This window comes from Streptomyces sp. NBC_01635 (genome assembly GCF_045209715.1).
In the GTDB taxonomy this organism is placed as follows: Bacteria; Actinomycetota; Actinomycetes; order Streptomycetales; family Streptomycetaceae; genus Streptomyces; species Streptomyces hirsutus.
This window is the reverse complement of record NZ_CP109277.1, coordinates 2489429-2513015: the sequence shown is the minus strand read 5'-3', so window position 1 is coordinate 2513015 and position 23587 is coordinate 2489429. Positions and strand designations below refer to the sequence as shown.

Below are 23587 nucleotides of genomic sequence, written 5' to 3'. Positions count from 1 at the left end.
CCGAGGGGCACGGCATCGTCCGGCACCAGTGGTGCCGATGGCGCGGATGCTACCCCTTCCGGCAGCGTGTCAACACTGGTTCGGACACCGCTTCGATGGGCCATCCGGGCAGTACACGACGGGCGAACACACCGAACAGCACCCCCCGGGGTGAGGGCGGGATAAGCGACCGACATAATGTCGGCGTGGCGACAGCAACGACAGTAGATACCGGGCGCGCGCTCCCGTCGGTCAATCGACCGAACCTCACCAGCGTCGGAACCATCATCTGGCTGAGTTCCGAGCTGATGTTCTTCGCGGCCCTCTTCGCGATGTACTTCACCCTGCGATCGGTGACCGGACCCGACTTCTGGTCGGAGAAGGCCGACACGCTGAACTTCCCGTTCTCGTTGACGAACACCACGGTCCTGGTGCTCTCCTCACTCACCTGCCAGCTCGGCGTCTTCGCCGCCGAGCGCGGGGACGTGAAGAAGCTCCGGACGTGGTTCATCGTCACGTTCATCATGGGCTCCGTCTTCATCGGCGGTCAGGTTCTCGAATACACCGAGTTGGTCAAGCACTACGGCCTGTCCATCTCCTCCGACCCCTACGGGTCGGTCTTCTACCTGACCACCGGCTTCCACGGCCTGCACGTGCTGGGCGGTCTCTTCGCCTTCCTGTTCGTCCTGGGCCGGACCTACGCGGCTCGGAGATTCACCCATGACCAGGCGACGGCGGCCATCGTCGTGTCCTACTACTGGCATTTCGTCGATGTCGTCTGGATCGGCCTCTTCGCCACGATCTACATGATCAAGTAGGCGGACCCGAATCCGCGCGCTCGAAGAAGCGCACCTACCAGAAGCATCGACGCAGAAGATCCTGACACCGGGGTAATCCGTGAAAAAGCTCTCCGCACGACGACGCCACCCGTTGGCGGCGCTCGTCGTCCTGCTCCTCGCGCTGGCATGCACCGGGGGGCTGTACGCCGTGTTCGCACCCGCGAGCAAGGCACAAGCCGACGAAACCGCCCAATCCCTCACCATCGAGGAGGGCAAGAAGCTCTACGCAGTCGGCTGTGCCAGCTGCCACGGCACCGGTGGGCAGGGCACCACCGACGGTCCGAGCCTCGTGGGCGTGGGCGCAGCGGCCGTCGACTTCCAGGTGGCCACCGGCCGTATGCCGGCCGCCACCTCGCAGGCCGCGCAGCTTCCGAAGAAGAAGGCCGTCTACACCCAGGCCGAGATCGACCAGATGGCGGCGTACATCGCCTCCCTGGGCGCCGGCCCGGCCGTTCCCACCGCCGAGCAGTACGGCCCCGAGGGCGCCGACATCGCCCAGGGTGGTCAGCTGTTCCGCAACAACTGCGCGCAGTGTCACAACTTCACGGGCAAGGGCGGCGCGCTCACGCACGGCAAGTACGCCCCGGACCTCGAGGGCGTGGACGCCAAGCAGATCTACCAGGCCATGCTGACCGGCCCGCAGAACATGCCTTCCTTCCCCGACGGTTCGCTGTCGGAGCAGAACAAGAAGGACATCATCGCCTACGTGCAGACGGTGAACGGCGATGAGACCGTGAGCCCCGGCGGCCTGTCGCTGGGCGGGCTCGGCCCGGTCTCCGAGGGTCTGTTCGCCTGGATCTTCGGACTCGGCGGGATGATCGCGGTCGCCGTCTGGGTCGCCGCTCGCACCGCAAAGGCCAGGAAGTCATGAGTACCCAAGAGACTCCCGAAGAGAAGCTGCCCGCAGGGCAGGACACCGCGCACGGCGCGGTGCGTGTCGCGGACGAGAAGAACCCGTTCGCCGACCCGGGGCTGCCGCCCCACGAGCCGCGGGTCCAGGACGTCGACGAGCGGGCCGCCAAGCGGTCCGAGCGTACGGTCGCCCTGCTGTTCACGCTGTCGATGCTGGCCACCGTCGGCTTCATCGCGTCGTTCGTGACGATCCCGGTCGACCAGTCCGTCTACATCTTCCCGATCGGTCACATCAACGCGCTGAACTTCGCGCTCGGTATGACCCTCGGCATCGCCCTGTTCGCCATCGGCGCCGGCGCGGTCCACTGGGGCCGCACGCTGATGTCGGACCAGGAGACCGCCGACGAGCGGCACCCGATCGCCGCGCCGCCGGAGGTCCGTGAGAAGGTCATGGAGGACTTCCGCCAGGGCGCGAAGGAATCCGTGATCGGACGGCGCAAGCTGATCCGCAACACGATGTTCGGCGCGCTGGCCCTGGTCCCGCTCTCCGGCGTGGTCCTGCTGCGCGACCTCGGTCCGCTGCCCGAGACCAAGCTCCGCCACACGGCGTGGAAAAAGGGCAAGCTGCTCGTTAACATGAACACGAACGAGCCCATGAGGCCGTCCGACATCATCGTGGGCTCGCTGACCTTTGCCCAGCCCGAGGGCCTGGACCCGCACGAGCACGGGTTCATGAACGAGATCGCCAAGGCCGCCCTGATGATCGTCCGTATCCAGCCGGAAAACATCAAGGACAAGCGCGAGCTCGAGTGGTCGCACGAGGGCATCGTCGCGTACTCGAAGATCTGCACCCACGTCGGTTGCCCGATCTCCCTGTACGAGCAGCAGACGCACCACGCGCTGTGCCCCTGTCACCAGTCCACCTTCGACCTCTCCGACGGGGCCCGGGTCATCTTCGGTCCCGCCGGTCACGCCCTGCCGCAGCTGCGTATCGGTGTGAACGACGAGGGCTACCTCGAAGCGCTCGGCGACTTCGAAGAGCCCGTCGGTCCGTCCTTCTGGGAGCGCGGATGAGTACCACGAACAGCACCACGAATCCGTCCGGCGCCGACGGGCCGGGCCGCTCCCGCGGGAAGGCCCCAGCCGGCGAACGCGTCGCGGACTGGGCCGACGGCCGGCTGGGGATCTACTCCCTGGCCAAGGCCAACATGCGCAAGATCTTCCCCGACCACTGGTCGTTCATGCTGGGTGAGATCTGCCTCTACAGCTTCATCATCATCATCCTCACGGGTGTGTACCTGACGCTGTTCTTCCACCCGTCGATGAACGAGGTGGTGTACCACGGCAGCTACGTCCCGATGCAGGGACAGCTGATGAGTGAGGCGTACAAGTCGACGCTGGACATCAGCTTCGACGTCCGCGGTGGTCTGCTGATCCGGCAGCTCCACCACTGGGCCGCGCTGATCTTCGTGGCCGGCATGTTCGTGCACATGATGCGCGTGTTCTTCACCGGCGCGTTCCGCAAGCCGCGTGAGGTCAACTGGCTGTTCGGCTTCCTGCTGCTCGTCCTGGGCATGTTCACCGGGTTCACCGGCTACTCGCTCCCGGACGACCTGCTCTCCGGTACCGGTATCCGCTTCACGCAGGGCGCGGTCCTGTCGATTCCGATCGTCGGCACGTACCTCTCGATGTTCATCTTCGGCGGGGAGTTCCCGGGGGACGACTTCATCGCCCGGTTCTACTCGATCCACATCCTGCTGCTGCCGGGCATCATGCTCGGCCTCGTGGTGGCGCACCTGATCCTGGTCTTCTACCACAAGCACACGCAGTTCGCGGGCCCCGGCAAGACCAACAAGAACGTCGTGGGCATGCCGCTGCTGCCGGTGTACATGGCGAAAGCCGGAGGCTTCTTCTTCCTGGTCTTCGGCGTGCTGTGCGTCGTCTCGGCGGTCGCGTCGATCAACCCGATCTGGAACATCGGCCCCTACCGGCCGGACATGGTCTCCACCGGAGCCCAGCCCGACTGGTACATGGGCTTCTCCGAGGGCCTGATCCGTGTGATGCCGGGCTGGGAGATCAACTTCTGGGGCCACACGCTCGTCCTGGGTGTGTTCATCCCGCTGATGATCTTCGGGCTGGTCCTGGGGGCCATCGCCCTCTACCCGTTCATCGAGTCCTGGATCACCGGGGACAAGCGCGAGCACCACATCCTGGACCGCCCGCGCAACGCCCCGACGCGCACCGCCTTCGGTGTCGCCTGGATCACCCTGTACTTCCTGCTCCTCGTCGGCGGTGGCAACGACCTGTGGGCCACCCACTTCAACCTGTCGATCAACGCGATCACCTGGTTCATCCGCATCGGGTTCTTCGTCGGGCCCGTGGTGGCGTTCATCGTCACCAAGCGGATCTGCCTCGGCCTCCAGCGCCGGGACAAGGACAAGGTGCTGCACGGCCGCGAGTCGGGCATCATCAAGCGCCTGCCGCACGGTGAGTTCATCGAGGTCCACGAGCCGCTCAGCCAGGAGCAGCTGCACACCCTCACGACGCATCACCAGTACGCGCCGGTCGAGATCGGCCCGCTGGTCGACGAGAACGGTGTCGAGCGCAAGGTGAATCCGCTCGAGAAGCTGCGCGTCAAGCTCAGCAAGGGCTACTACGGCGAGGAATCCCAGATTCCGAAGCCGACCGTCGAGGAGTACAAGGAGATCACGAGCGGCCACGGCCACCACTGATCCCCGCACCGCCTCAACCGCCTTCCAAGGCAACCGAGTCGCCACACGACTGCGAAGGGCCCCCGTCCGAGGACCGGACGGGGGCCCTTCGTCGTGCCCCGGGATCGATAGGGTGGGGACGAAACCCCTACCCATCCGTCTGCCGAAGACGTCGAGGACCCAGGAGCGGCTGATGAGCGCTGTGACCCCCGCAGGAGGCAACACCGCGGCGGGCCGCTCCTGGCCCGCCCTGCTGAACGGCCTGCTCGACGGCCACGACCTGTCCGCCGACGACACCGCCTGGGCGATGGACCTGATCATGCGCGGTGAGGCCACCGACGCGCAGATCGCCGGGTTCGCCGTGTCCCTGCGGGCCAAGGGCGAGACCGTCGAGGAGATCACCGGCTGCGTCCGGGCAATGTACGACCACGCCATCGGCATCGAGGTGCCCGGGAAGACCGTCGACATCGTCGGCACCGGCGGCGACGGCGCCAGGACGGTGAACATCTCCACGATGTCCTCCGTCGTCATCGCCGGCACCGGGGCGAAGGTCGTCAAGCACGGCAACCGGGCCGCCTCCTCCGCGTCCGGCGCCTCCGACGTCCTGGAGAAACTCGGCGTCAACCTGGAGCTGACCCCGCAGCGGGTCGCCGAGGTCGCCGAGGAGGCCGGGATCACCTTCTGCTTCGCGGTGAAGTTCCACCCGGCGCTGCGCCACGTGGCGGCCGCGCGAGGCCAGCTGGGCATCCGGACGGTGTTCAACTTCCTCGGTCCGCTGGCCAACCCCGCCCGGGTCAGGGCCCAGGCCGTCGGCGTCGCCGACCCGAGGATGGCTCCGATCATGGCCGGCGTGTTCGCCGGACGCGGCCACTCCTCGCTGGTGTTCCGCGGTGACGACGGCCTCGACGAGTTGACCACCACCGGCCCCTCGACGGTGTGGGTGGTCCGGGACGGAAAGGTGACCGAGGAGCGCTTCGACCCGCGCGACGTCGGCATCGAGCCCGTGCCGCTGGAGGCCCTGCGCGGCGCCGACGCGTCGTACAACGCGGAGGTCGCCCGGCGGGTGCTGGACGGCGAGCACGGCCCGGTGCGGGACACGGTGCTGCTGAACTCGGCGGCGGCGCTGGTGGCGCTCGAACCGGGCGCCGGGACGCTGGTGGAGCAGATCCGGGCAGGGATGGCCAAGGCCGCCGAATCGATCGACTCGGGCGCCGCCCGGCGGGTTCTGGAGCGCTGGGTGCTGGCCAGCAACGCGTGAGCCGCGTTCGAGCGGTACGGCAGGCGTGAGGGCGCGGTCCGGTCCGTCCAGGATCCGGACCGCGCCTTGCGCGTGCCGCGGGCCCGTGTGGCAGGATGTGGGACCAGGTCATGAGCGACAGCCATCAGGCCCCGGCCGGCTGTCCGGCAACCCTCCGTCCGTGGCGGGGTGCCCCGGGTGAGGACCAGGCCGTGAGCAGCAGGGCTCGCGGCAAGCGCGGATCCCTCGCACTCGATCGAGTGGGACACCAGGGGTCCTGGTCGTTCGAGGGAGCCTTCCGTTGAGCATGCGAATGCGTTAGGGCGCTTCTGACAGGCCCTTCGAGGCCGCAGAGCCCCGCCCCCCGCAGGATTCTTTCCCACCTTCTCCCACGCTCGAGCCGTGTGCGCTCGCGTGGTGATTCCGCCTGCCCCCACGGGAGTCCAGCCATGTCCGTTTCCACTCTTGCCGCCGTCTCCGCCGTCCCCGTCGCCGATGTCGTCGCCCCGTCCGGCTGCGCCCCGCTGCCCGTGCTCGGCCGGGATGTCACCGTTCCGCTCGTCACCGGCGGGGAGGTCGCCTACGCCGCGCTCGACTACGCCGCCAGCGCCCCGGCGCTCCAGCGCGTCTGGGACGACGTGGCCGCGTACGCGCCTTACTACGGCAGCGTCCACCGCGGCGCCGGGCACCTCTCCCAGCTCTCCACCGAGCTGTTCGAGAACGCCCGCCGGACCGTCGCCGGGTTCCTCGACTGCCGGGACGGGGACCAGGTGGTCTTCACCCGGTCCACCACCGACTCGCTCAACCTGCTCGCCGCCGCCCTCCCGGACGACTGCCAGGTCTTCGTCTTCGAGACCGAGCACCACGCCGCCCTGCTGCCCTGGCGCGGCGCCCGTGTCACCTTCCTCGACGCCCCGGACAGCCCGGAGCAGGCCGTACGGGCCCTGGAACACGCTCTCGCCGCCCGCGACCCCCACGGCCCCGCCCTGGTCTGCGTGACCGGCGCCTCCAACGTCACCGGCGAGCTGTGGCCCGTGCGCGAGCTGGCCGCCGCCGCCCACGCGCACGGTGCCCGGATCGTCCTGGACGCCGCCCAGCTCGCCCCGCACCACGCGGTGAGCCTGCGCGAGCTGGATGTCGACTGGGTCGCCTTCTCCGGGCACAAGCTGTACGCCCCGTTCGGCGCCGGCGTCCTGGCCGGCCGCGCCGACTGGCTGCGGGAGGCCGAGCCCTACCTCGCGGGGGGCGGCGCCAGCCGCAAGGTCGCCCGGCGCGAGGACGGGGGAGTGGACGTCCAGTGGCACGACAGCGCCGCCCGCCACGAGGCCGGTTCGCCCAACGTCATCGGCGCCTACGCGCTCGCCTCGGCCTGCACGGCACTCGCCGAGGCCGGGTTCGGGACGCTGGCCGCTCACGAGGAGCGGCTGATCCGCACCGTGCGGGACGGGCTCGCGGACGTGCCCGAGGTGCGGTTCCTGTCCCTGTTCGGGGACGACGCACCGCGCGTCGGCGTGCTCTCCTTCGTCGTCGACGGCTGGAACGGCTCCCACTTCGCCGCGGCCCTCTCCGCCGAGTACGGCATCGGCGTACGGGACGGACTGTTCTGCGCCCACCCGCTGCTGCGCGCCCTGCTCGGCGGCGATCCGCGGGACGGGGGCGAGTGCGGCGCCCCCGGGGCGGCGCCCGGCGGGCCGGCCCTCGACGCGATCCGTGTCAGCTTCGGCGCGGGCACGCCGGACGAACACGTGGAGCGCTTCGTCCGCGCCGTCCGGGAGCTCGTGCGCGGTGGCGCCCGCTGGAGCTACCGGACGGTCGACGGCCGCTGCGTGCCGGACACCTCCGCCTGAGCCCCGGTCGCCTGCCCCGGTACGTGCGTCCTGCCGGGCATCGCCCGCGGGACGGCGGGGACGGCGGGGGAGTGCAGGCGAGCGCCCAGGACGATCATGCGCAAGGCGCGTTCCGCGGCTTCGGTGAGGAGTCCGGCACCGCGGGTCAGGGCCTCGGCGAGGGGCATCGGGGCGGGGAGGATGCCGTGGAAGGCGTCCACGCCCGGCACGGCGTGCGCGCCCTCGCCGGGCGTCCCGGCCAGGGCGAGCACCGGCCGCCCGGACGGCTTGGCGCGGCGGGCCGCCTCCGCCGGGACCTTCCCGCGCGGTGTCCGGTGGTCCAAGGCCCCCTCGGCGGTGACGACCGGGTCGGCGCGGGCCGGCCGGGCGCCCAGGTCGAGATGGCCGAGCAGGACGTCGAAGCGGGGCAGCAGACGGGCGCCGAACGCCGCGAGACCAGCGCCCGGACCGCCCGAGGCGCCCGTCCCGGGGGCCGGGCGCAGATCGGTGCGGGCGACGAGGAGTTCGACCTCGGGCAGCCGTGATCGAGGCCGACCGGGTCGATCCGGGTCAGGCCCCGTCCGCCCTCGTCGAGTTCGGCGTCGTCCGCGTCGAGGAGCCGGGCGGCCCGGCGCTCCCGCCGCGCGGGCCTTCCCGGTCCGGGCCGGTCAGTTGTCGAGGCCGATCGCGAACGCGGCCTCCAGGTCGTGCTGCGAGTACGTGCGGAACGCCACGTGCGTGTCCGTCCCCTCCACGCCCGGGATCTTGTTGATCCGGCCCGGGATGACCTCAGCCAGGTCCTCGTGCTCCTTGACCCGGACCATGGCGATCAAGTCGTAGGTCCCGGTGACGGAGAAGACCTCGCTGACGCTGTCCAGCGCGGCGATCCGCTCCGCGATCTCGGGGATCCGGTCCACGCTGGTCTTGATGAGGACGATCGCGGTGATCACTGCTGGTTCTCTCCCTCGGGGGCCGGAGCCGGTGCGCCTCTCACTGTAGTCGCCCCCGTGAAACGCGCCCACGCCCAGCAGAAGCCCAGCCCGAAGCCCACCAGGTGGGCCAAATAGGCCACCCCCGGCCCCTCGGAAGCCTGCCCCGCCGCCAGCCACTGCAGCACCACCCAGAACGGCAGCACCACCCACGCCGGGAAGCGCACCGGCAGGAAGAACAGGAACGGCAGCAGACTGGTCACCCGCGCCCGGGGGAACAGCAGGAGGAACGCGCCGAGGATCGCCGAGATCGCCCCCGAGGCGCCGACCAGGGACTGCTCCGAGTCCGCGTTGGCGACGGCGTACCCGAGCAGGGCGAGGTACCCGCAGCCGACGTAGAACAGGATGAACCGCAGGCGGCCCATGCGCGCCTCGGTCATCGTTCCGAAGACATGGAGGAAGAGCATGTTGCCGAGCAGATGCACCCAGCTGCCGTGGACGAACAGGGCCGTGGCCGGAGTGAGGGCACTCCACGGGGACCCTTCGAACACGTCTGCGGGAATCACCCCCCAGTGGCGGAAGTAGCCGCGCTGCGCGGCGAGCAGTTCGTCCCCGGTCCCGTACCCCGGATCGAGCCCCGAGGCCGGCCCGATCAGGAAGACCAGGCAGCACACGGCGATGAGGGTGTGGGTCACCGGTGCCGACGGGCGCCTCAGCGCCCCGGCCGCCGCCGAGCCCCAGTTGCGGATCATGAATACAGAGCATGACGTAACCGGATGCAACAGCACAGACCGCCTCGCCGCCGTGGACGGGCGGGCGGCGAAGACCCACCAGGCCGTAGGGTTATGTGCCAGACGCGCCGGGCGCCCGCCGCGTCACGGACACTGTAAGGAAGGCGAACAGCCACGATGACGGTTCCTCTGCCGACTGCCTCGACGCGGTGGCGCTGCACCCTCTGCGGCAACCTCACCCGTTTCGACGTGACCCGCTCGTCCAAGGTCGTGGAGTACGTCCACCTCGACCTGGCGGGGGAGCCGAAGGTCGAGGAGCGCGAGGTCCTCGGTGAGACGATCGAGTCGGTGCGGTGCCGCTGGTGCAACGCCGTGGATCAGGTGGAACTCGTCGACAGGCCGGGCGCCGGCTCCTGAGGGAGCGGGCCCCGCCCAGGGGACCCCGTACGCGGGGTCGGACACAGGCATGGGGTGTGACCGATGGTGGAGACCGCGGACGGGGGGTCGGAGGACGGCGCCGCCGAGGTGTTCGACCGTCCGCTGCCCGACGGCGTGCGCCGCCGGGTCGTCCAGATCGTCTCCGACGGCTTCGGCAAACTGACCGTGGCCGAGCTGCCCGCCCAGCTCAAGCAGTACGCCCGGTTCACCCCGACCCGCCGCGCCAAGTTCGCCGGCAACGCGATGGCCGCCGCCCTGGAGACCGAGCCGCTGTTCCGCCAGCGCATCGGGGAGCGGCTGAGAGAGGTCCAGCCGGAACTGACCGGCGCCCTCGACTCAGGCTCCCCGCCCCCGGCCGCGGACCCGCTGGACGTGGCGGCCGCGGCCTACGTCATGCGGCCGCCCGGCTGGGTGAAACTGGTGACCGCCGCCGGCGAGGAGGCCCAGCGGGCCGACGCCGAGCGCGCCGACGAGGAGACCCGGGCGGAGCTGGAGCGGCTGAGCGAGGAACTCGCCCGTGCCCGCGAGCACACCAGGTCCGAGACCGAGCGGCTGCGTGCCGACCTGGAAGCCGCCAGGAAGGAAGCGGACTCCCTGCACCGCAAGCTGCGGTCCGCGCTCAGCGACGTCAAGCGCGGTGCCGCCGCGCTGCGCAGACTGCAGGGCGAGATGGACGCCGTCCGCGCGGACGGGCAGGCCCAGGTGTCCGCCGCCGAGAGCGAGTCCCGGCGGCTCAAGGCGCGCCTCGGCGAGTCGGAAGCCGCTCTGGAGGCCGCCCGCCGGGCCGCCCGTGAGGGGCGCAGCGTCGAGGACATGCGGGTACGGCTGCTCCTGGACACCGTGCTGGACGCCGCCCAGGGGCTCCGTCGCGAACTCGCGCTGCCCCCCGTGTCCGTCCGGCCCGCCGAGACCGTGGACGCCGTCGAGCCCGGCAGCCTGTCCCCCAAGGACATCGCCGCCCGCGCGCTGTCCGAGGGCGACCCGGCCATCCTCGACCAGTTGCTGGCGCTCCCGCAGGCGCACCTCGTCATCGACGGCTACAACGTGACCAAGACCGGCTATCCCCAGATGCCCCTGGAGAAGCAGCGGTTGAGGATCCTGGGCCAGCTCGCCCAACTCGCCGCGCAGACCGGCGCCGAGGTGACCTGCGTCTTCGACGGGGCCGAACTGGCCGCTCCCGTCCTGCTCGCGCCGCCGCGCGGGGTGCGTGTGCTGTTCTCCAAGCCGGGCGTCACCGCCGACGAACTGATCCGTCAGCTGGTCCGCGCCGAGCCGCTGGGGCGGCCCGTCATCGTCGTCTCCACCGACCGCGAGGTCGCCGACGGAGTCGCCCGCGCGGGCGCCCGCCCGGTCGCCTCCGCGGTCCTGTTGAAGCGGTTCTCCCGGGCGTAGAGGCCCGCGCCGGCCCCGCAGGGCGCAAAGCGCGGTACATCCCATCCGGAACGTAAGCCCCAACTGCAACGTACCCGTCGATTGCCCGAATTGGCGCGGTATTGACGCAACGTAGCGTCAATGAAGTATCACTGCAGGTGAGTTGAAGGCAAAGAAACATACTGTGACCGAGAATTCATGTCCGGGGATTTGAACTGATCACAAGAGAATCACTAGGGTCGGACCTCGAACCTCCGCTCGGTTGATCGTTCACATGGGGTGGCGACGGCGGAGGCCCCGCCCACCGGCGTGTCGGTAGGCGGCTGGAGGAAGAAGGAGCTCGCCTCCGTGGCGTCCCACCGTCGTCCCAAGCAGCCGAACCGGGCACGTGTCACTGTGCTCACCACCGCTGCCGCAGCTGCCGTCGTCCTGAGCTCGCAGGCCGCCAACGCGGCCCCCAGCGAGAAGCCGAGCAAGGGCGAGGTGAAGGCCAAGGTCGACAAGCTCTACCAAGAGGCGGAGCAGGCCACCGAGAAGTACAACGGCGCCAAGGAGAAGCAGGAGAAGCTCCAGAAGGAGATCTCCACGATCCAGGACAACGTCGCCAAGGGCCAGCAGGAGCTCAACGAGCTGCGCGACGGCCTCGGTTCGATGGCCAGCGCCCAGTACCGCAGCGGCGGCATCGACCCCTCGCTCCAGCTCTTCCTCTCCGCGGACCCGGACGACTACCTCGACAAGGCGTCCGCCCTCGACCAGCTGAGCACCCAGCAGGTCGACGCGCTCAAGGAGATCCAGGAGAAGCAGCGCGAGCTCGCCCAGCAGCGCTCCGAGGCCTCCGAGAAGCTCAAGGACCTCTCCTCCACCCGCACCGAACTGGGCAAGAAGAAGACGGAAGTCCAGAACAAGCTCGGTGCCGCGCAGAAGCTGCTCAACACCCTCACCACCGAGGAGAAGGCGCAGCTCGCCGAGGAGGAGGACCGCGCCACCCGCGCCAGCGAGCGGGAGGTCCTCAAGGCCACCAACACCGACACCGGCAGCTCCGCCTCGGTCGGCAACGGCTCCGGCCGCGCCGGCGCCGCCTTCGCCGCCGCCCAGAGCAAGCTCGGCACCCCGTACGTCTACGGCGCCACCGGCCCGTCCTCCTACGACTGCTCGGGCCTCACCTCCTGGGCCTACGCCCAGGCCGGCGTCTCCATCCCGCGCACCTCCGAGGCGCAGACCGGCGCGGGCACCAAGATCTACTCGGCCAGCCAGCTCCAGGTCGGAGACCTGGTCTTCTTCTTCAACGACCTGCACCACGTGGGTCTCTACGCGGGCAACGGCCAGGTCATCCACGCCCCGCGCAGCGGCACCGTCGTCCGCTACGAGTCGATGAACACCATCGGCGGCCCGTTCATGTTCGGCGTCCGCGTCTGACGTTCCGCCGAAGCCGGCCCCGGCCGGGGCCGGCTCAGGGGGCGCACCGGGTCCCGCCCGAGCGCTTCCGGACCCGGGTGCATGCCCCCGTTCGGGGGAATCGCGCGAGCGCCGCCCGGCCCCATGCCCCGCCTGTGACCTGCGTCAGAGGCGGGGCGTCACCGTGTGTGGCCACCGAGGCCACGGGTCGGCCGCCCGCTCCACGGCTACTGTCTCCCGCGTTTCCCCGTCCGTCAGCGGAAGGAGCGCGGTTCCCCGTGGGGTCCCATCGCCGCCTTGCACCGTCCCCGGGCCCCGACCGGGGCACCACCGTCGCCGTAGGTCTCCTGTCCGTGGCGGCAGCCGCCCTCGGCGCCGTACCGGCCACGGCCACCCCGCACGAGGACCCCAGGACCGAGGTGGACCGCCTCTACGCGGAGGCCGAGCGGGCGACCGAGGCGTACAACAAGGCCGACGAGCGCGCGGACACCCTGCGGGAGCAGGTCGACACGGCCCGGGACGAGATCGCCCGGCAGCAGGAGCGCGTCAACGGCATGCGGGAGTCGCTGGGGTCGCTGGCCGGCGCCCAGTACCGCTCCGGCGGAATCGACCCGTCCCTCGCGCTGCTGTTCTCCGGCGACCCCGAGGACTACCTCGAGCGGGCCTCGGTGCTCGACCGGCTCACCGCCCGCCGGGCCGGCGAGCTGAAGGGACTTCAGGAGGCCGTGCGCACCCTGGACCAGGACCGTGCGGAGACCTCCCGCAAGCTGGGCGAGCTGGAACGCAGCCGCAAGGCGGTCGCCGCCCACAAGAAGACCGTCGAGCGCAAGCTGGCCCGGGCCCGGCGGCTGCTCAACGCCCTCCCCGACGAGGAGCGCGCCGCCCACGAGAGGGCCGCCCGCTCCGGCCACGAGGCGGACCTGCCCGGCCTGCCCGGTCCGGGCGGTGCGACCGCCGTCTCCGGCCGCGCGGCAGCCGCCGTCGCCGCCGCCCGCTCCGCCCTCGGTAAGCCCTACGCCTGGGGCGCCAACGGGCCCTTCGGGTTCGACTGCTCCGGTCTGATGCAGTGGTCGTACGCACAGGCCGGGGTCGCCCTCCCGCGGACCTCGCAGGCCCAGCGGTACGCCGGCAGGCAGGTCCCGCTCTCCCAGGCCCGGCCCGGCGACCTGGTCGTCTACCGGGCCGACGCCAGTCATGTCGGCATGTACATGGGTAACGGCCAGGTGATCCACGCGCCCTACCCCGGCGCCCCCGTCCGCTACGACCCGGTCGGGATGATGCCCGTCTCGTCGGTCACCAGGGTCTGACCGGAACGGGCGGCCGCGAAGGGCCGGCCGGGGCCGTCGGTCCAGGCGGTCTGACCCGAACGGCCCGGCGCCCGTACCCTCACAAGGGTGGCTGGTCGAAGGTGGGTGCCCGGGGCGCCGGTGGCGGCGGTGCGATGCCTGCTGCTCGTCTCCCTGCTCGTCGCCCTGGTCGCGTGCGGCGGAGGGCCGGTCGTCGACGGTGCGCACGCCGAGGTGCAGGCCCTGCTCGACCGGCGGGCCGACGCCGTCCTCGGCGAGGACGCCGCCGCCTACGCGCGTACCGGCACCCGGGCCGGATACGACAGCCTGCGCGAGGTGCCGCTGGCCGACTGGAGCTACCGGGTCAACGCCGTGCACCGCACCGGCGACACCGCCACCGTCGACGCCGACCTCGGCTACCGCGTCGAGGGCTACGACCGGGCCCCCGTCACCACCGCCCGCACCCTGCGCCTGAGCCGGGACGAGAAGGGCCGGTGGACCGTCGTCTCCGACCGGCCGGCCGGGAAGTCCGGCCGCCAGCTGTGGGACCAGGGCGCGGTGCGCGCCGTGCACGGAGAACGGAGCCTGGTGCTCGGCGTCGGGCAGACCGACGTGAAGCTGCGCGACTACGCGGCGCTGGCCGACCGGGCGGTGCCCGCCGTGTCGGACGCGTGGGGCTCGGGCTGGGCGCGGCGGGTCGTCGTCCTGGTCCCGGGGTCCCTGGAGGGCATGGCGGGACTGCTGGGCTCACCCGCCTCCTCCTACCGGGGCATCGCGGCCGTCACCACCGGCGAGACCGGAGCCGACGCCCGGGCGCCCGCGGACCGGGTCATCGTCAACCCGGACGCCTTCGGCCTGCTCGGCGAATCGGGCCGGCAGGTCGTCGTCACCCACGAGACCACCCACGTCGCCACCCGCGCCCACACCACCGCCGCGACCCCGCTGTGGCTGTCGGAGGGCTTCGCCGACTGGGTCGGCTACCGGGGCGGCGACCGCGTCCCGGCCGAGGCGGCACCGGAACTCGCCCGCGAGGTGCGCCACGGCGAGGTGCCCTCCGGGCTGCCGGGCGACGACGACTTCGGCTTCACCGCCGACACCGACGGCCTCGCCCGCGCCTACGAGAGCGGCTGGATGGCCTGCCGCCTCGTCGCCGAGCACTGGGGCGAGGAACGGCTCGGCGCCTTCTACCGGGCCGTGGGCGCGCACGGGCAACGGGACGGCGCGGTGGAGGACGCGATGCAGCGGATCCTGGGCACCACACCGGAGGAGTTCACCATGCGATGGCAGGGCTACCTGCGCGAGCAGTTCGGCTGAGGACCAGGATCACAGGACCAGGACCAGGACCAGGGGCAGACGCAGGACCAGGGGCAGGCGCCGGGCCAGGAACAGGCGCAGGACCAGGGACAGGCGCAGAACCAGGGACAGTGCCGGGGGCGGGACCGAAGGGAGGGTCAGGGGGAGGCCGGGGCCTTCGCGGCGCGGGCCGCCGGAGCGGGGGCCGGGCGGGCCGGAAGCCCGTGCGTGACCGTCGAGCGCCACAGCGTGCGGGCGGCGAGGAAGGCGGCCGCCACCAGCAGGCCGTTGCGCACGAACAGCAGGGTGACACCGAGCGCGTCACTGGCCACGACGTGGGCGAACCACAGCGGGAACTCCAGCACCGTCACGAACGACGCGACCAGCACCAGGACCACCGGCACCCGCATCCGGCTCGCCCGATGGCACAGACAGACCGCGGCGAGCCCGACCAGCCACACCACGTACTGCGGGCTGATCACCCGGCTGGTGGTGGTGAACAGCAGCACCGCCACGAACGCGGCGTCGGCGAAGGTCTGCGGCTCGAAACGGCGGGCCAGCAGCCGCCACAGCACCAGCCAGGCCAGCGCCGCCCCGCTCAGGAACATCGCGCCCGCGCTGACCAGGTCCACGTACGGGCCGAGGAACTCCACCGAGCCGTAGTTCAGCAGCACCTCGCCGTCCCAGCCGTAATGCCGGGCGACATGGAAGACCAGCGCGCCCAGCGACTCCACCTCCGTGCCCCGGTCGCGCTGGAAACCCAGGAACGCGAACGCGCCCGGCATCAGCGCCGCGAACACGGCCGCCACGCCCGCCCCGGTCACCACGGCCGACACCCACGCGGAACGCCGGCGGACACCGAGCAGCAGCATCGCCGGCCACACCTTCAGCAGCGCGCCGAACGCCGCCAGCGCCCCCAGCAGCCGGGGACGCCGGGACCCGGCCAGCAGCGCGGCCACCGCCACCGCGGTCACCATCACGTCGTAGCGGGCGTACACCGTGGGCCCCAGGAGCGGCACGCCCGCCACCCACACCCAGGCGCCGAGCCGGGTCCGGCCCGGCCGGCCGCCCGCGTACAGCAGCAGGGCCAGGGTGGCCAGGTCGGCGAGGAACACCAGGACGAAGAACGCCGTCGCGTACTCCAGGAACGGCAGCAGGCCGGGGGAGAGGATCGCCAGCGCCGCCGCGGGCGGGTACTGCCAGGTGACGTCGTCCAGCGGGAACGTTCCGGCGCGCAGGACGTCGTACCAGCCCTGGTAGATCACGGACACGTCGCTGGTGACGTCCGGGCCGGGGAAGACGATCACCTTCAGGACGAACAACAGCAGCAGCGCTCTCGTCAGTCCCCACACCAGCAGAGGCCGGAACACCGCCTGCCGGCGCGCGGGCAGCCGAGCCGGGTATCCGCGCGAGCCCGTCGTGTCCACCTGATCCCTGCCCGTCCGTGCGCGTCCGTGCGCGTCCGCGTGCGGCCCTGAGGGGCCCTGAGGGGCCCTGATGTCCCGCGCCCTTGAGAGAGAGTGCCACAGCGGCCCGCCGCGCCCACGGCCCGGACACACCGGTTCGGTAGGGTCTGCCACGATGCACAGGACCTTGATCGTGACCAACGACTTCCCGCCCAGGCCGGGCGGTATCCAGGCGTTTCTGCACAATATGGCGCTGCGCCTCGATCCCGCGCAGCTCGTCGTGTACGCCTCGACCTGGAAGCGCTCCCGGGAGGGCGTCCGGGCCACCGCCGCCTTCGACGCCGAGCAGCCCTTCACCGTCGTACGCGCCCGTACGCCGATGCTGCTGCCGACCCCGCAGGCGACCCGGCAGGCCGTCGGACTGCTGCGCGCACACGGATGCACCTCGGTCTGGTTCGGGGCGGCGGCGCCGCTCGGACTGATGGCACCGGCGCTGCGCCGGGCGGGCGCCGAGCGGATCGTGGCCACCACCCACGGCCACGAGGCCGGCTGGGCCCAACTGCCCGCGGCCCGGCAACTGCTGCGCCGGATCGGGGAGTCCACGGACACGATCACCTACCTCGGCGAGTACACGCGCTCGCGGATCGCCGACGCGCTCACCCCCGAGGCGGCCGCGCGGATGGTGCAACTGCCGCCCGGGGTCGACGAGAAGACCTTCCATCCGGGCTCGGGCGGTGACGAGGTCCGGGCGCGGCTCGGCCTGACGGACCGTCCGGTGGTCGTCTGCGTCTCCCGGCTGGTGCCGCGCAAGGGCCAGGACACGCTGATCCGCGCGATGCCCGCGATCCTCGCCGCCGAGCCGGACGCCGTCCTGCTGATCGTCGGCGGCGGGCCCTACGAGAAGGACCTGCGCCGCCTCGCGCACGACACCGGGGTGGCCGGCTCCGTCCGTTTCACCGGACCCGTGCCCTGGTCCGAGCTGCCCGCCCACTACGGCGCCGGCGACGTCTTCGCGATGCCGTGCAGGACCCGGCGCGGGGGACTGGACGTCGAGGGGCTCGGGATCGTCTACCTGGAGGCCTCCGCGACCGGCCTGCCCGTCGTCGCCGGCGACTCCGGCGGCGCCCCCGACGCGGTCCTCGACGGCGAGACCGGCTGGGTCGTCCGCGGCGACACTCCCGCCGAGTCCGCCGACCGCATCATCACCCTCCTGGCCGACCCCGAACTCCGCCACCGCATGGGCGAACGGGGCCGGGCCTGGGTCGAGCAGAAATGGCGCTGGGACCTCCTGGCAGAAAACCTGAAGACCCTGCTTTGACGTGCTTCCTGGCCTGAAGTCCAGGGATTCCGGCCTGGGCCGGCCGACCCTTCCGGGGGCTTCCTGCTTCACCGTGCTGTGCGGGCACGTCGTCCGCTCCACAGTGCACGTCGGAGCAGTCTTGAGATGCGTTCATCTTCGGCGTGAACGCCGGGGCTTTCTGCAAGAGTCCCGGTAACCGGCTTTGGGGAGGTTCGGCCCCTTCGGCGTCCGGGCAGCCGCGGGGCCCGGGAGCGGAAGAAGTCCCGTCTCCCCAGCCCCGCACCACAACGGGGGCCCACACCACAACGCGGGCCCCCGCACACCAGGGAGCCCGCGCCATGACCAGTCATCGACCGCCGGCCACCGGCCGGCCCCGAGCCCTACTTCGCGTAGATCGCCTCGATCTCATGGGCGAAGTCCTTCGCCACCACGTTCCGCTTCAGCTTCAGCGACGGAGTCAGATGACCCGACTCCTCCGTGAACTGCGAAGGCAGCACCCGGAACTTCCGCACCGACTCCGCCTTGGAGACCGCCGCGTTCCCGTCGTCGACAGCCGCCTGGATCGCGGCGAGCAGCTCGGGGTCCTCGCTCAGCGCCGCTGCCGTCGACCCCTCGGGCTTGCCGTGCTCCGCCACCCAGCGGCCCAGGAACTCCTCGTCGAGCGTGACCAGCGCGCCCACGAACGGCCGCCCGTCGCCGACGACCATGCACTCCGCGACCAGCGCGTGCGCGCGGATCCGGTCCTCGATCACCGCCGGGGCGACGTTCTTGCCGCCCGCCGTGACGAGGATCTCCTTCTTCCGGCCGGTGATCCGCAGGTACCCGTCCTCGTCGAGGGTGCCGATGTCCCCCGTGTGGAACCAGCCGTCGGCGAGCGCCTCCGCGGTCGCTCCCGGGTTGTTCCAGTACTCCTTGAACAGGTGCTCGCCGTGCAGCAGCACCTCGCCGTCGTCGGCGATGCGGACCACCGAACCGGGCAGCGGCTGCCCGACCGTGCCGATCTTCTGCCGGTCCCAGGGGTTGAACGTGGTGGCCGCGCACGACTCGGTGAGCCCGTAGCCCTCCAGCACCGTGAAACCGATGCCGCGGAAGAAGTGACCGAGGCGCTCGCCCAGCGGGGCGCCGCCGGAGATGGCGGCCTCGCCACGTCCTCCGAGCACCGTGCGCAGCTTGCCGTACACGAGCTTGTCGAACACCTTGTGCTTGATCTTCAGGCCGAGGGACGGCCCCGACGGCGTGTCCAGCGCCTTGCTGTACGCGATCGCGGTGTCCGCGGCCTTGTCGAAGATCTGGCCCTTGCCGTCGGCCTGGGCCTTGGCCCGCGCCGAGTTGTAGACCTTCTCGAAGACCCGCGGCACGCCCAGGATCAGCGTCGGCCGGAACGAGGCCAGTTCGTCGGTGAGCTGCTTGATGTCGGGGACGCAGCCCAGCTTGATCGGCGCGATCATCGGCGCGATCTGCACCAGCCGGCCGAAGACGTGCGCGAGCGGAAGGAAGAGCAGGACCGAGCACTCGCCGGTACGGAACAGCGGACGCAGCCGTTCCACGATGTTGCCGCACTCGGCGAAGAAGCTGCGGTGGGTGAGCACACAGCCCTTGGGCCGGCCGGTGGTCCCGGAGGTGTAGATGATGGTCGCCGGATCGTCGGCGCCGGCGACGGAGCTGCGCTCCTCGACCCTCTCGTCGGCGACGTCCCGGCCCAGGCGGCCCAGCTCCTCCACCGCGCCGTCCCCGGCCGCGCCGCGGTCGATCTGCCACACGTGCTTCAGCGCGGTCAGCCGGTCGCGCACCGACTCGACGGTGGCGGAGTGGCCGTCCGACTCCACCACACAGGCGGTGGCACCGGAGTCGCCGAGGATCCAGGCCACCTGCTCCGCCGAACTCGTCTCGTACACCGGCACCGTGACCGCGCCGGCGCTCCAGATGGCGAAGTCGAGCAGCGTCCACTCGTAGCGGGTGCGCGACATCAGGGCGACCCGGTCGCCGGGCTGGACGCCGGAGGCGATGAGCCCTTTGGCGGCCTCCCGCACCTCGGCGAGGAAGACGGTGGCCGTCACGTCCTGCCACACGCCGGCGACCTTGCGGGCCATGACGGCGACATCGGGATGCTGCGCGGCGTTTCTGCGGACGATGTCGGTCAGGTTGCCGTCCGCAGGGACCTCGTACAAAGCCGGAAGGCTGAACTCGCGCAAGACTGCTGCTCCTCTTAGGGCGCCGGCGCCACGACGGTGTGGGATGCGACGACAACGCGGTCCAAGGCTCGGGCGGGTGCTCGAGGATTCATCTGTTGAAAACCTGAGCACGAGTGGACTGCCCGGACGTTACCCGCCGGTATGGCCGGAACGACAGGGGGTCCGGTGAGATGTTCGCTGCGTCACACACGTCGGTGAACGGGTTGATTACCCTCGCGCACAGTAGTGCACCCCCTTGAGGGGGAGCCAGTAACCGCAGGTCCGGCCGCCACTGTTCACGAGGGCCGCACCCTGGCTACGCTTGATCGCCATGGCATCCACACCGGTCGGAAACCGCCGTACGCGCGTTCATGTGGTCAGCGACGTCCACGGCAACGCCCGGGACCTGGCCACGGCCGGTGACGGCGCCGACGCCCTGATCTGCCTGGGCGACCTGGTGCTCTTCCTCGACTACGCCGACCACTCGCGCGGCATCTTCCCCGACCTGTTCGGCACCGAGAACGCCGACCGCATCGTGGAACTGCGCACCGCCCGCCGCTTCGAGGAGGCGCGCGACTTCCAGGCCCGGCTGTGGGCGGGCATCGGCGCGGACCGCGCCTCGGCGATCCGCGAGGCGGTGCGCAAGCAGTACGCCGAGCTGTTCGCCGCCTTCCCCGCCCCCACGTACGCCACGTACGGAAATGTCGACATGCCGGCTCTGTGGCCGGAGTACGCCGGACCCGGTACCACCGTCCTCGACGGCGAACGGGTGGAGATCGGCGGCCGGGTCTTCGGCTTCGTCGGCGGCGGACTGCGCACGCCCATGCGCACGCCGTACGAGATCAGCGACGAGGAGTACGCGGCGAAGATCGAGGCCGTCGGCGAGGTCGACGTGCTGTGCACGCACATCCCGCCCGAGGTCCCGGAGCTGGTGTACGACACCGTCGCCCGCCGTTTCGAGCGCGGCAGCCGCGCTCTGCTGGACGCCATCCACCGCACCCGGCCCCGGTACGCGCTGTTCGGGCACGTGCACCAGCCGCTGGCCCGGCGCATGCGGGTCGGGGCCACCGAGTGCGTGAACGTGGGGCACTTCGCGAGCAGCGGCCGGCCCTGGGTCCTCGAATGGTGAGGATGTCCCAGGTCGGGTGACTTGCGCCGGCGAGGCGCGCGATAGCCTTCCGCTGCACGGGCGTGCGCGTGGGCCGCGCACGGCGATCCGACTACGGCCCGCATCTGGAGGAGCCACGGCGATGGCGGAACACACCAGCTCGAGCATCACGATCGAGGCGGCACCGGCCGAGGTCATGGGGGTGATCGCCGACTTCGCCCGTTATCCGGACTGGACCGGCGAGGTGAAGGAGGCGGAAGTCCTCGAGACCGACGGCCAGGGCCGTGCGGAGCAGGTACGCCTCGTCATGGACGCCGGCGCGATCAAGGACGACCAGACCCTCGCGTACACCTGGACCGGTGAGCACGAGGTGTCCTGGACGCTGGTGAAGTCCCAGATGCTGCGTTCCCTGGACGGCTCCTACCTCCTGAAGCCGGCCGGCGCGGGTGCCACCGAGGTCACCTACCGGCTCACCGTCGACGTCAAGATCCCGATGCTCGGCATGATCAAGCGCAAGGCCGAGAAGGTCATCATCGACCGGGCCCTGGCGGGACTGAAGAAGCGGGTCGAGGCCGGCGAGGAGCCGGGCGCCGACGCCGAGCCGGGGACCGGATCCGGCGGGAAGCCGGGCGCCGAGTAGCACGCTGTCGCCCTCCCGGCCGGTCGGAGGCGGGTGCGTGCACCGGTAGCGTTCACCCCCATGCGCACCCTCCTGATCACGGGCCCCGGCGGCAGCGGACGTACCACCGTTGCGGCGGCCACCGCGCTCGCCGCCGCCCGTGCGGGCGCCCGCGTCCTGCTGCTCGGCACCGACCGGACGGACACGCTGGGAGCGGTGCTGGGCACGCCCGTCGGCACCGCGCCCGGAGAGGTCGTCCCGGGCCTCACCGCGCGACGGGTCGACGCCGGCGAGGACTTCCGCGCCGACCTGGCCGCACTGCAGGACCGGGCCGCCTCGGCGCTCGACCTGCTCGGCGCGTCCCGGCTCGACCCCGAGGAGTTCGGCCCGCTGCCCGGAGCCGAGGAACTCTCCGTGCTGCGCGCCCTGCGGGACGCCGCGCTGTCCCCGGCGCACGACCTGCTCGTCGTCGACCTGCCGCCCGCCGAGCGGGCCCTGGCCCTGTTCGCCCTCCCCGAGGACCTCCGCCGCGCCATGCGCAGGCTGCTTCCGCCGGAACGCCAGGCCGCCCGCGCCCTGCGCCCCGTGCTCGGCCGCCTCGCCGGGGTACCGATGCCCGCGGAATGGCTGTACGGGACGGCCGCCCGGTGGGACACCGAACTGGCCGCCGTCGAAGCCGTCCTCGCCGACCGGAACACCACCGTACGGCTGGTCGCCGAACCCGGCCCCGCCGGCGCCGCCGCCGTACGCACCGCGGGACTGGGCCTCGCCCTGCGCGCACTGCGCCCCGACGTGCTGGTCGCCGGGCGGGTACTGCCCGAGAGCGTCGAGGACAGCTGGCTCGCCGGTCCGGTCGCCCAGCAGCGCAAGACGCTGGACGAGTGGCGCCAGACGTACGACGTCCGCCCCGTCGCCCACCTCGGCCGCGATCCGCGCGGCCCGGACGACCTGACCGCGCTCGCCGTACCGGGTGTGCCTGCCGCCCCCGCCGCATCCGTATCCGCTGCCTCTGCTGCCTCCACTGCCTCCGGCGGCAAGGCGGGGCCCGTGTCGGCCGAGTGGCCCGTCACCGACCGGCTCGCCGAGGACGGCGTCCTGGTCTGGCACATTCCGCTGCCCGGCGCCCGGCGCGAGGAACTGGACCTGATCCGGCACGGCGACGAAATCGCCGTCACCGCCGGTCCGTTCCGGCGGACGGTCCCGCTGCCCTCCGCGCTGCGCCGCTGCACCGTCGACGGCGCGGCCCTGCGCGAGGACGAACTGCGCATCCGGTTCCGGCCGGATCCGCGGCTGTGGCCGCGCACCCCGTGAAGCCGGTACCCCCGTTCGGGTACCGTCGGAGGGGCCGACCGTAGTCAGGAGTCCGTCATGAGCGAACAGCTCCCCCCGCCCGACGACACCGGGGACGAGCCCGTGGGCGATTCCGCGTCCGACGCGCGCACGGCCGCCACCGACGACGTACGGCCCGGTGACTCCGACGTACGGGCCGTCGACGCGGACGCCTGGGCGACGGCGTGCGCCGAGGACCTCGAGGCGGAGAAGGCCCGCCGCCGCGCCCGGTACGGACCGCCCCCCGCGTCGGCCGCCGAGGAGCTGCGCAAGCTCGCCGACGTGGTCGCGGAGAAGCTCGACCGGCTCACCGGGCTCGGGTCGCCGCTGTTCGGCGCGGTCGCCGGACCGGCGGCGCAGCAGGTGGTGCGGCAGGTCGTCCAGCAGGCCAAGGCGGCCGTGGAACCGGTCGTCGACCGCAACCCGGACGTCTTCGACCACCTCGCCGCCGCCGGCAACGAACTCCTCGCCGCCTACCGCTCCGCGGTCCAGGACCAGGAGCGCCGCTGGACCACCCGCGACACCCGCCCCTGGGACCCGGACGAGGCCAAGGACGCCAAGGACGCCAAGGGCACCAAGGGTCCCGCGGACGCCACGGACGGGAACCGGGAGCGCGACGGCGGCGCGGACGGGGACCACCGCCGTGACCGGGGCGACGAGCCCGGCTCCGGCGGGGAGCGCATCGACCTGGACTGAGGAGCGGTGACGGCTCGAGGACCCATGCCGGCGGAGATCCCCGGGAGGGCCCCGGAGTCCCGCACGGGTGT

General features: G+C 71.7%; 20 protein-coding genes, 1 pseudogene and 1 riboswitch. Of the genes and pseudogenes, 16 read left to right on the top strand and 5 right to left on the bottom strand.

The annotated features are described in order from the left end of the window. Positions 1–185 precede the first annotated feature (185 nt). The 6 genes from OHB56_RS11885 (at position 186) to OHB56_RS11860 (ending at position 7465) form a co-directional block, all read left to right on the top strand. On the top strand, positions 186–797 hold the full coding sequence (locus tag OHB56_RS11885; protein ID WP_326752238.1) for a heme-copper oxidase subunit III: 612 nt from the start codon (positions 186–188) through the stop codon (positions 795–797). A gap of 79 nt (positions 798–876) precedes the next feature. Next, positions 877–1689 carry a c-type cytochrome gene (locus OHB56_RS11880; protein ID WP_406353112.1) on the top strand — a complete coding sequence of 271 codons (813 nt, stop codon included), beginning with the start codon at positions 877–879 and terminating at the stop codon, positions 1687–1689. Continuing rightward, positions 1686–2744 (top strand): Rieske 2Fe-2S domain-containing protein, encoded by a 1059-nt coding sequence (locus tag OHB56_RS11875; protein ID WP_406353111.1) that lies wholly within the window; start codon positions 1686–1688, stop codon positions 2742–2744. Before OHB56_RS11880 ends, OHB56_RS11875 begins: the two co-directional genes overlap by 4 nt. Then, a complete protein-coding gene (locus OHB56_RS11870; protein ID WP_406353109.1) occupies positions 2741–4402 on the top strand; it encodes a cytochrome bc complex cytochrome b subunit in 1662 nt (553 codons plus the stop codon). Before OHB56_RS11875 ends, OHB56_RS11870 begins: the two co-directional genes overlap by 4 nt. 172 nt (positions 4403–4574) lie before the next feature. After that, positions 4575–5639 (top strand): anthranilate phosphoribosyltransferase, encoded by a 1065-nt coding sequence (gene trpD, locus OHB56_RS11865; protein WP_406353107.1) that lies wholly within the window; start codon positions 4575–4577, stop codon positions 5637–5639. A gap of 106 nt (positions 5640–5745) precedes the next feature. Then, positions 5746–5862: riboswitch (SAM riboswitch) on the top strand. A 205-nt stretch (positions 5863–6067) separates the two neighbouring features. Continuing rightward, positions 6068–7465, top strand: a complete 1398-nt coding sequence (locus tag OHB56_RS11860) for an aminotransferase class V-fold PLP-dependent enzyme (protein ID WP_406353105.1) — start codon at positions 6068–6070, stop codon at positions 7463–7465. Here OHB56_RS11860 and OHB56_RS11855 read toward each other — a convergent pair. From OHB56_RS11855 to OHB56_RS11845, 3 genes and pseudogenes are all read right to left on the bottom strand, one after another. Then, positions 7420–8069, bottom strand: a pseudogene (locus OHB56_RS11855) (glycerate kinase); the annotation flags it as partial. The gene OHB56_RS11860 and the pseudogene OHB56_RS11855 sit on opposite strands and share 46 nt — an antisense overlap. A gap of 43 nt (positions 8070–8112) precedes the next feature. Further along, positions 8113–8394: an Lrp/AsnC family transcriptional regulator gene (locus OHB56_RS11850; protein WP_055596069.1), complete on the bottom strand. Its 282-nt coding sequence runs from the start codon at positions 8392–8394 to the stop codon at positions 8113–8115. Continuing rightward, positions 8391–9125, bottom strand: coding sequence for a rhomboid family intramembrane serine protease (locus OHB56_RS11845; protein ID WP_326752231.1), 735 nt, complete (start codon positions 9123–9125; stop codon positions 8391–8393). The genes OHB56_RS11850 and OHB56_RS11845 overlap by 4 nt, the downstream gene beginning before the upstream one ends. A gap of 156 nt (positions 9126–9281) precedes the next feature. On the opposite strand from OHB56_RS11845, the gene OHB56_RS11840 reads away from it, so the two are divergent. The 5 genes from OHB56_RS11840 to OHB56_RS11820 all read left to right on the top strand — a co-directional run bounded on the left by OHB56_RS11840 (position 9282) and on the right by OHB56_RS11820 (position 14908). Further along, positions 9282–9521 (top strand): hypothetical protein, encoded by a 240-nt coding sequence (locus tag OHB56_RS11840; RefSeq protein WP_042165845.1) that lies wholly within the window; start codon positions 9282–9284, stop codon positions 9519–9521. Between the two features lie 63 nt (positions 9522–9584). After that, the gene (locus OHB56_RS11835) at positions 9585–10934 is read left to right on the top strand and encodes an NYN domain-containing protein (RefSeq protein ID WP_406353102.1); all 1350 of its coding nucleotides are present in this window, start codon (positions 9585–9587) and stop codon (positions 10932–10934) included. A 327-nt stretch (positions 10935–11261) separates the two neighbouring features. Continuing rightward, positions 11262–12329 carry an NlpC/P60 family protein gene (locus OHB56_RS11830; RefSeq protein WP_326752229.1) on the top strand — a complete coding sequence of 356 codons (1068 nt, stop codon included), beginning with the start codon at positions 11262–11264 and terminating at the stop codon, positions 12327–12329. Between the two features lie 257 nt (positions 12330–12586). Continuing rightward, positions 12587–13615, top strand: a complete 1029-nt coding sequence (locus OHB56_RS11825) for an NlpC/P60 family protein (protein WP_406353100.1) — start codon at positions 12587–12589, stop codon at positions 13613–13615. Between the two features lie 87 nt (positions 13616–13702). Continuing rightward, entirely contained in the window at positions 13703–14908 is a 1206-nt protein-coding gene (locus OHB56_RS11820) for a hypothetical protein (protein WP_326752227.1), read from the top strand. 137 nt (positions 14909–15045) lie between these two features. Here OHB56_RS11820 and OHB56_RS11815 read toward each other — a convergent pair whose 3' ends face one another. Beyond that, entirely contained in the window at positions 15046–16314 is a 1269-nt protein-coding gene (locus OHB56_RS11815; RefSeq protein ID WP_406353099.1) for a glycosyltransferase 87 family protein, read from the bottom strand. 154 nt (positions 16315–16468) lie between these two features. On the opposite strand from OHB56_RS11815, the gene OHB56_RS11810 reads away from it, so the two are divergent. Then, positions 16469–17611 (top strand): glycosyltransferase family 4 protein, encoded by a 1143-nt coding sequence (locus OHB56_RS11810; protein ID WP_406353097.1) that lies wholly within the window; start codon positions 16469–16471, stop codon positions 17609–17611. A gap of 362 nt (positions 17612–17973) precedes the next feature. Here the strand turns inward: OHB56_RS11810 and OHB56_RS11805 are convergent, their stop codons facing one another. After that, positions 17974–19785, bottom strand: a complete 1812-nt coding sequence (locus OHB56_RS11805) for an AMP-dependent synthetase/ligase (protein ID WP_406353096.1) — start codon at positions 19783–19785, stop codon at positions 17974–17976. Between the two features lie 310 nt (positions 19786–20095). Between OHB56_RS11805 and OHB56_RS11800 the strand changes: the two genes are divergently transcribed. The 4 genes from OHB56_RS11800 to OHB56_RS11785 all read left to right on the top strand — a co-directional run bounded on the left by OHB56_RS11800 (position 20096) and on the right by OHB56_RS11785 (position 23516). Continuing rightward, on the top strand, positions 20096–20893 hold the full coding sequence (locus OHB56_RS11800; protein ID WP_326752224.1) for a metallophosphoesterase: 798 nt from the start codon (positions 20096–20098) through the stop codon (positions 20891–20893). A 121-nt stretch (positions 20894–21014) separates the two neighbouring features. Next, entirely contained in the window at positions 21015–21512 is a 498-nt protein-coding gene (locus tag OHB56_RS11795; protein ID WP_326752223.1) for an SRPBCC family protein, read from the top strand. A 60-nt stretch (positions 21513–21572) separates the two neighbouring features. Continuing rightward, complete coding sequence (locus OHB56_RS11790; protein ID WP_326752222.1) at positions 21573–22802, top strand: ArsA-related P-loop ATPase; 1230 nt, start codon at positions 21573–21575, stop codon at positions 22800–22802. A gap of 57 nt (positions 22803–22859) precedes the next feature. Further along, positions 22860–23516, top strand: a complete 657-nt coding sequence (locus tag OHB56_RS11785; RefSeq protein WP_406353093.1) for a DUF5304 domain-containing protein — start codon at positions 22860–22862, stop codon at positions 23514–23516. Positions 23517–23587: the final 71 nt, after the last annotated feature.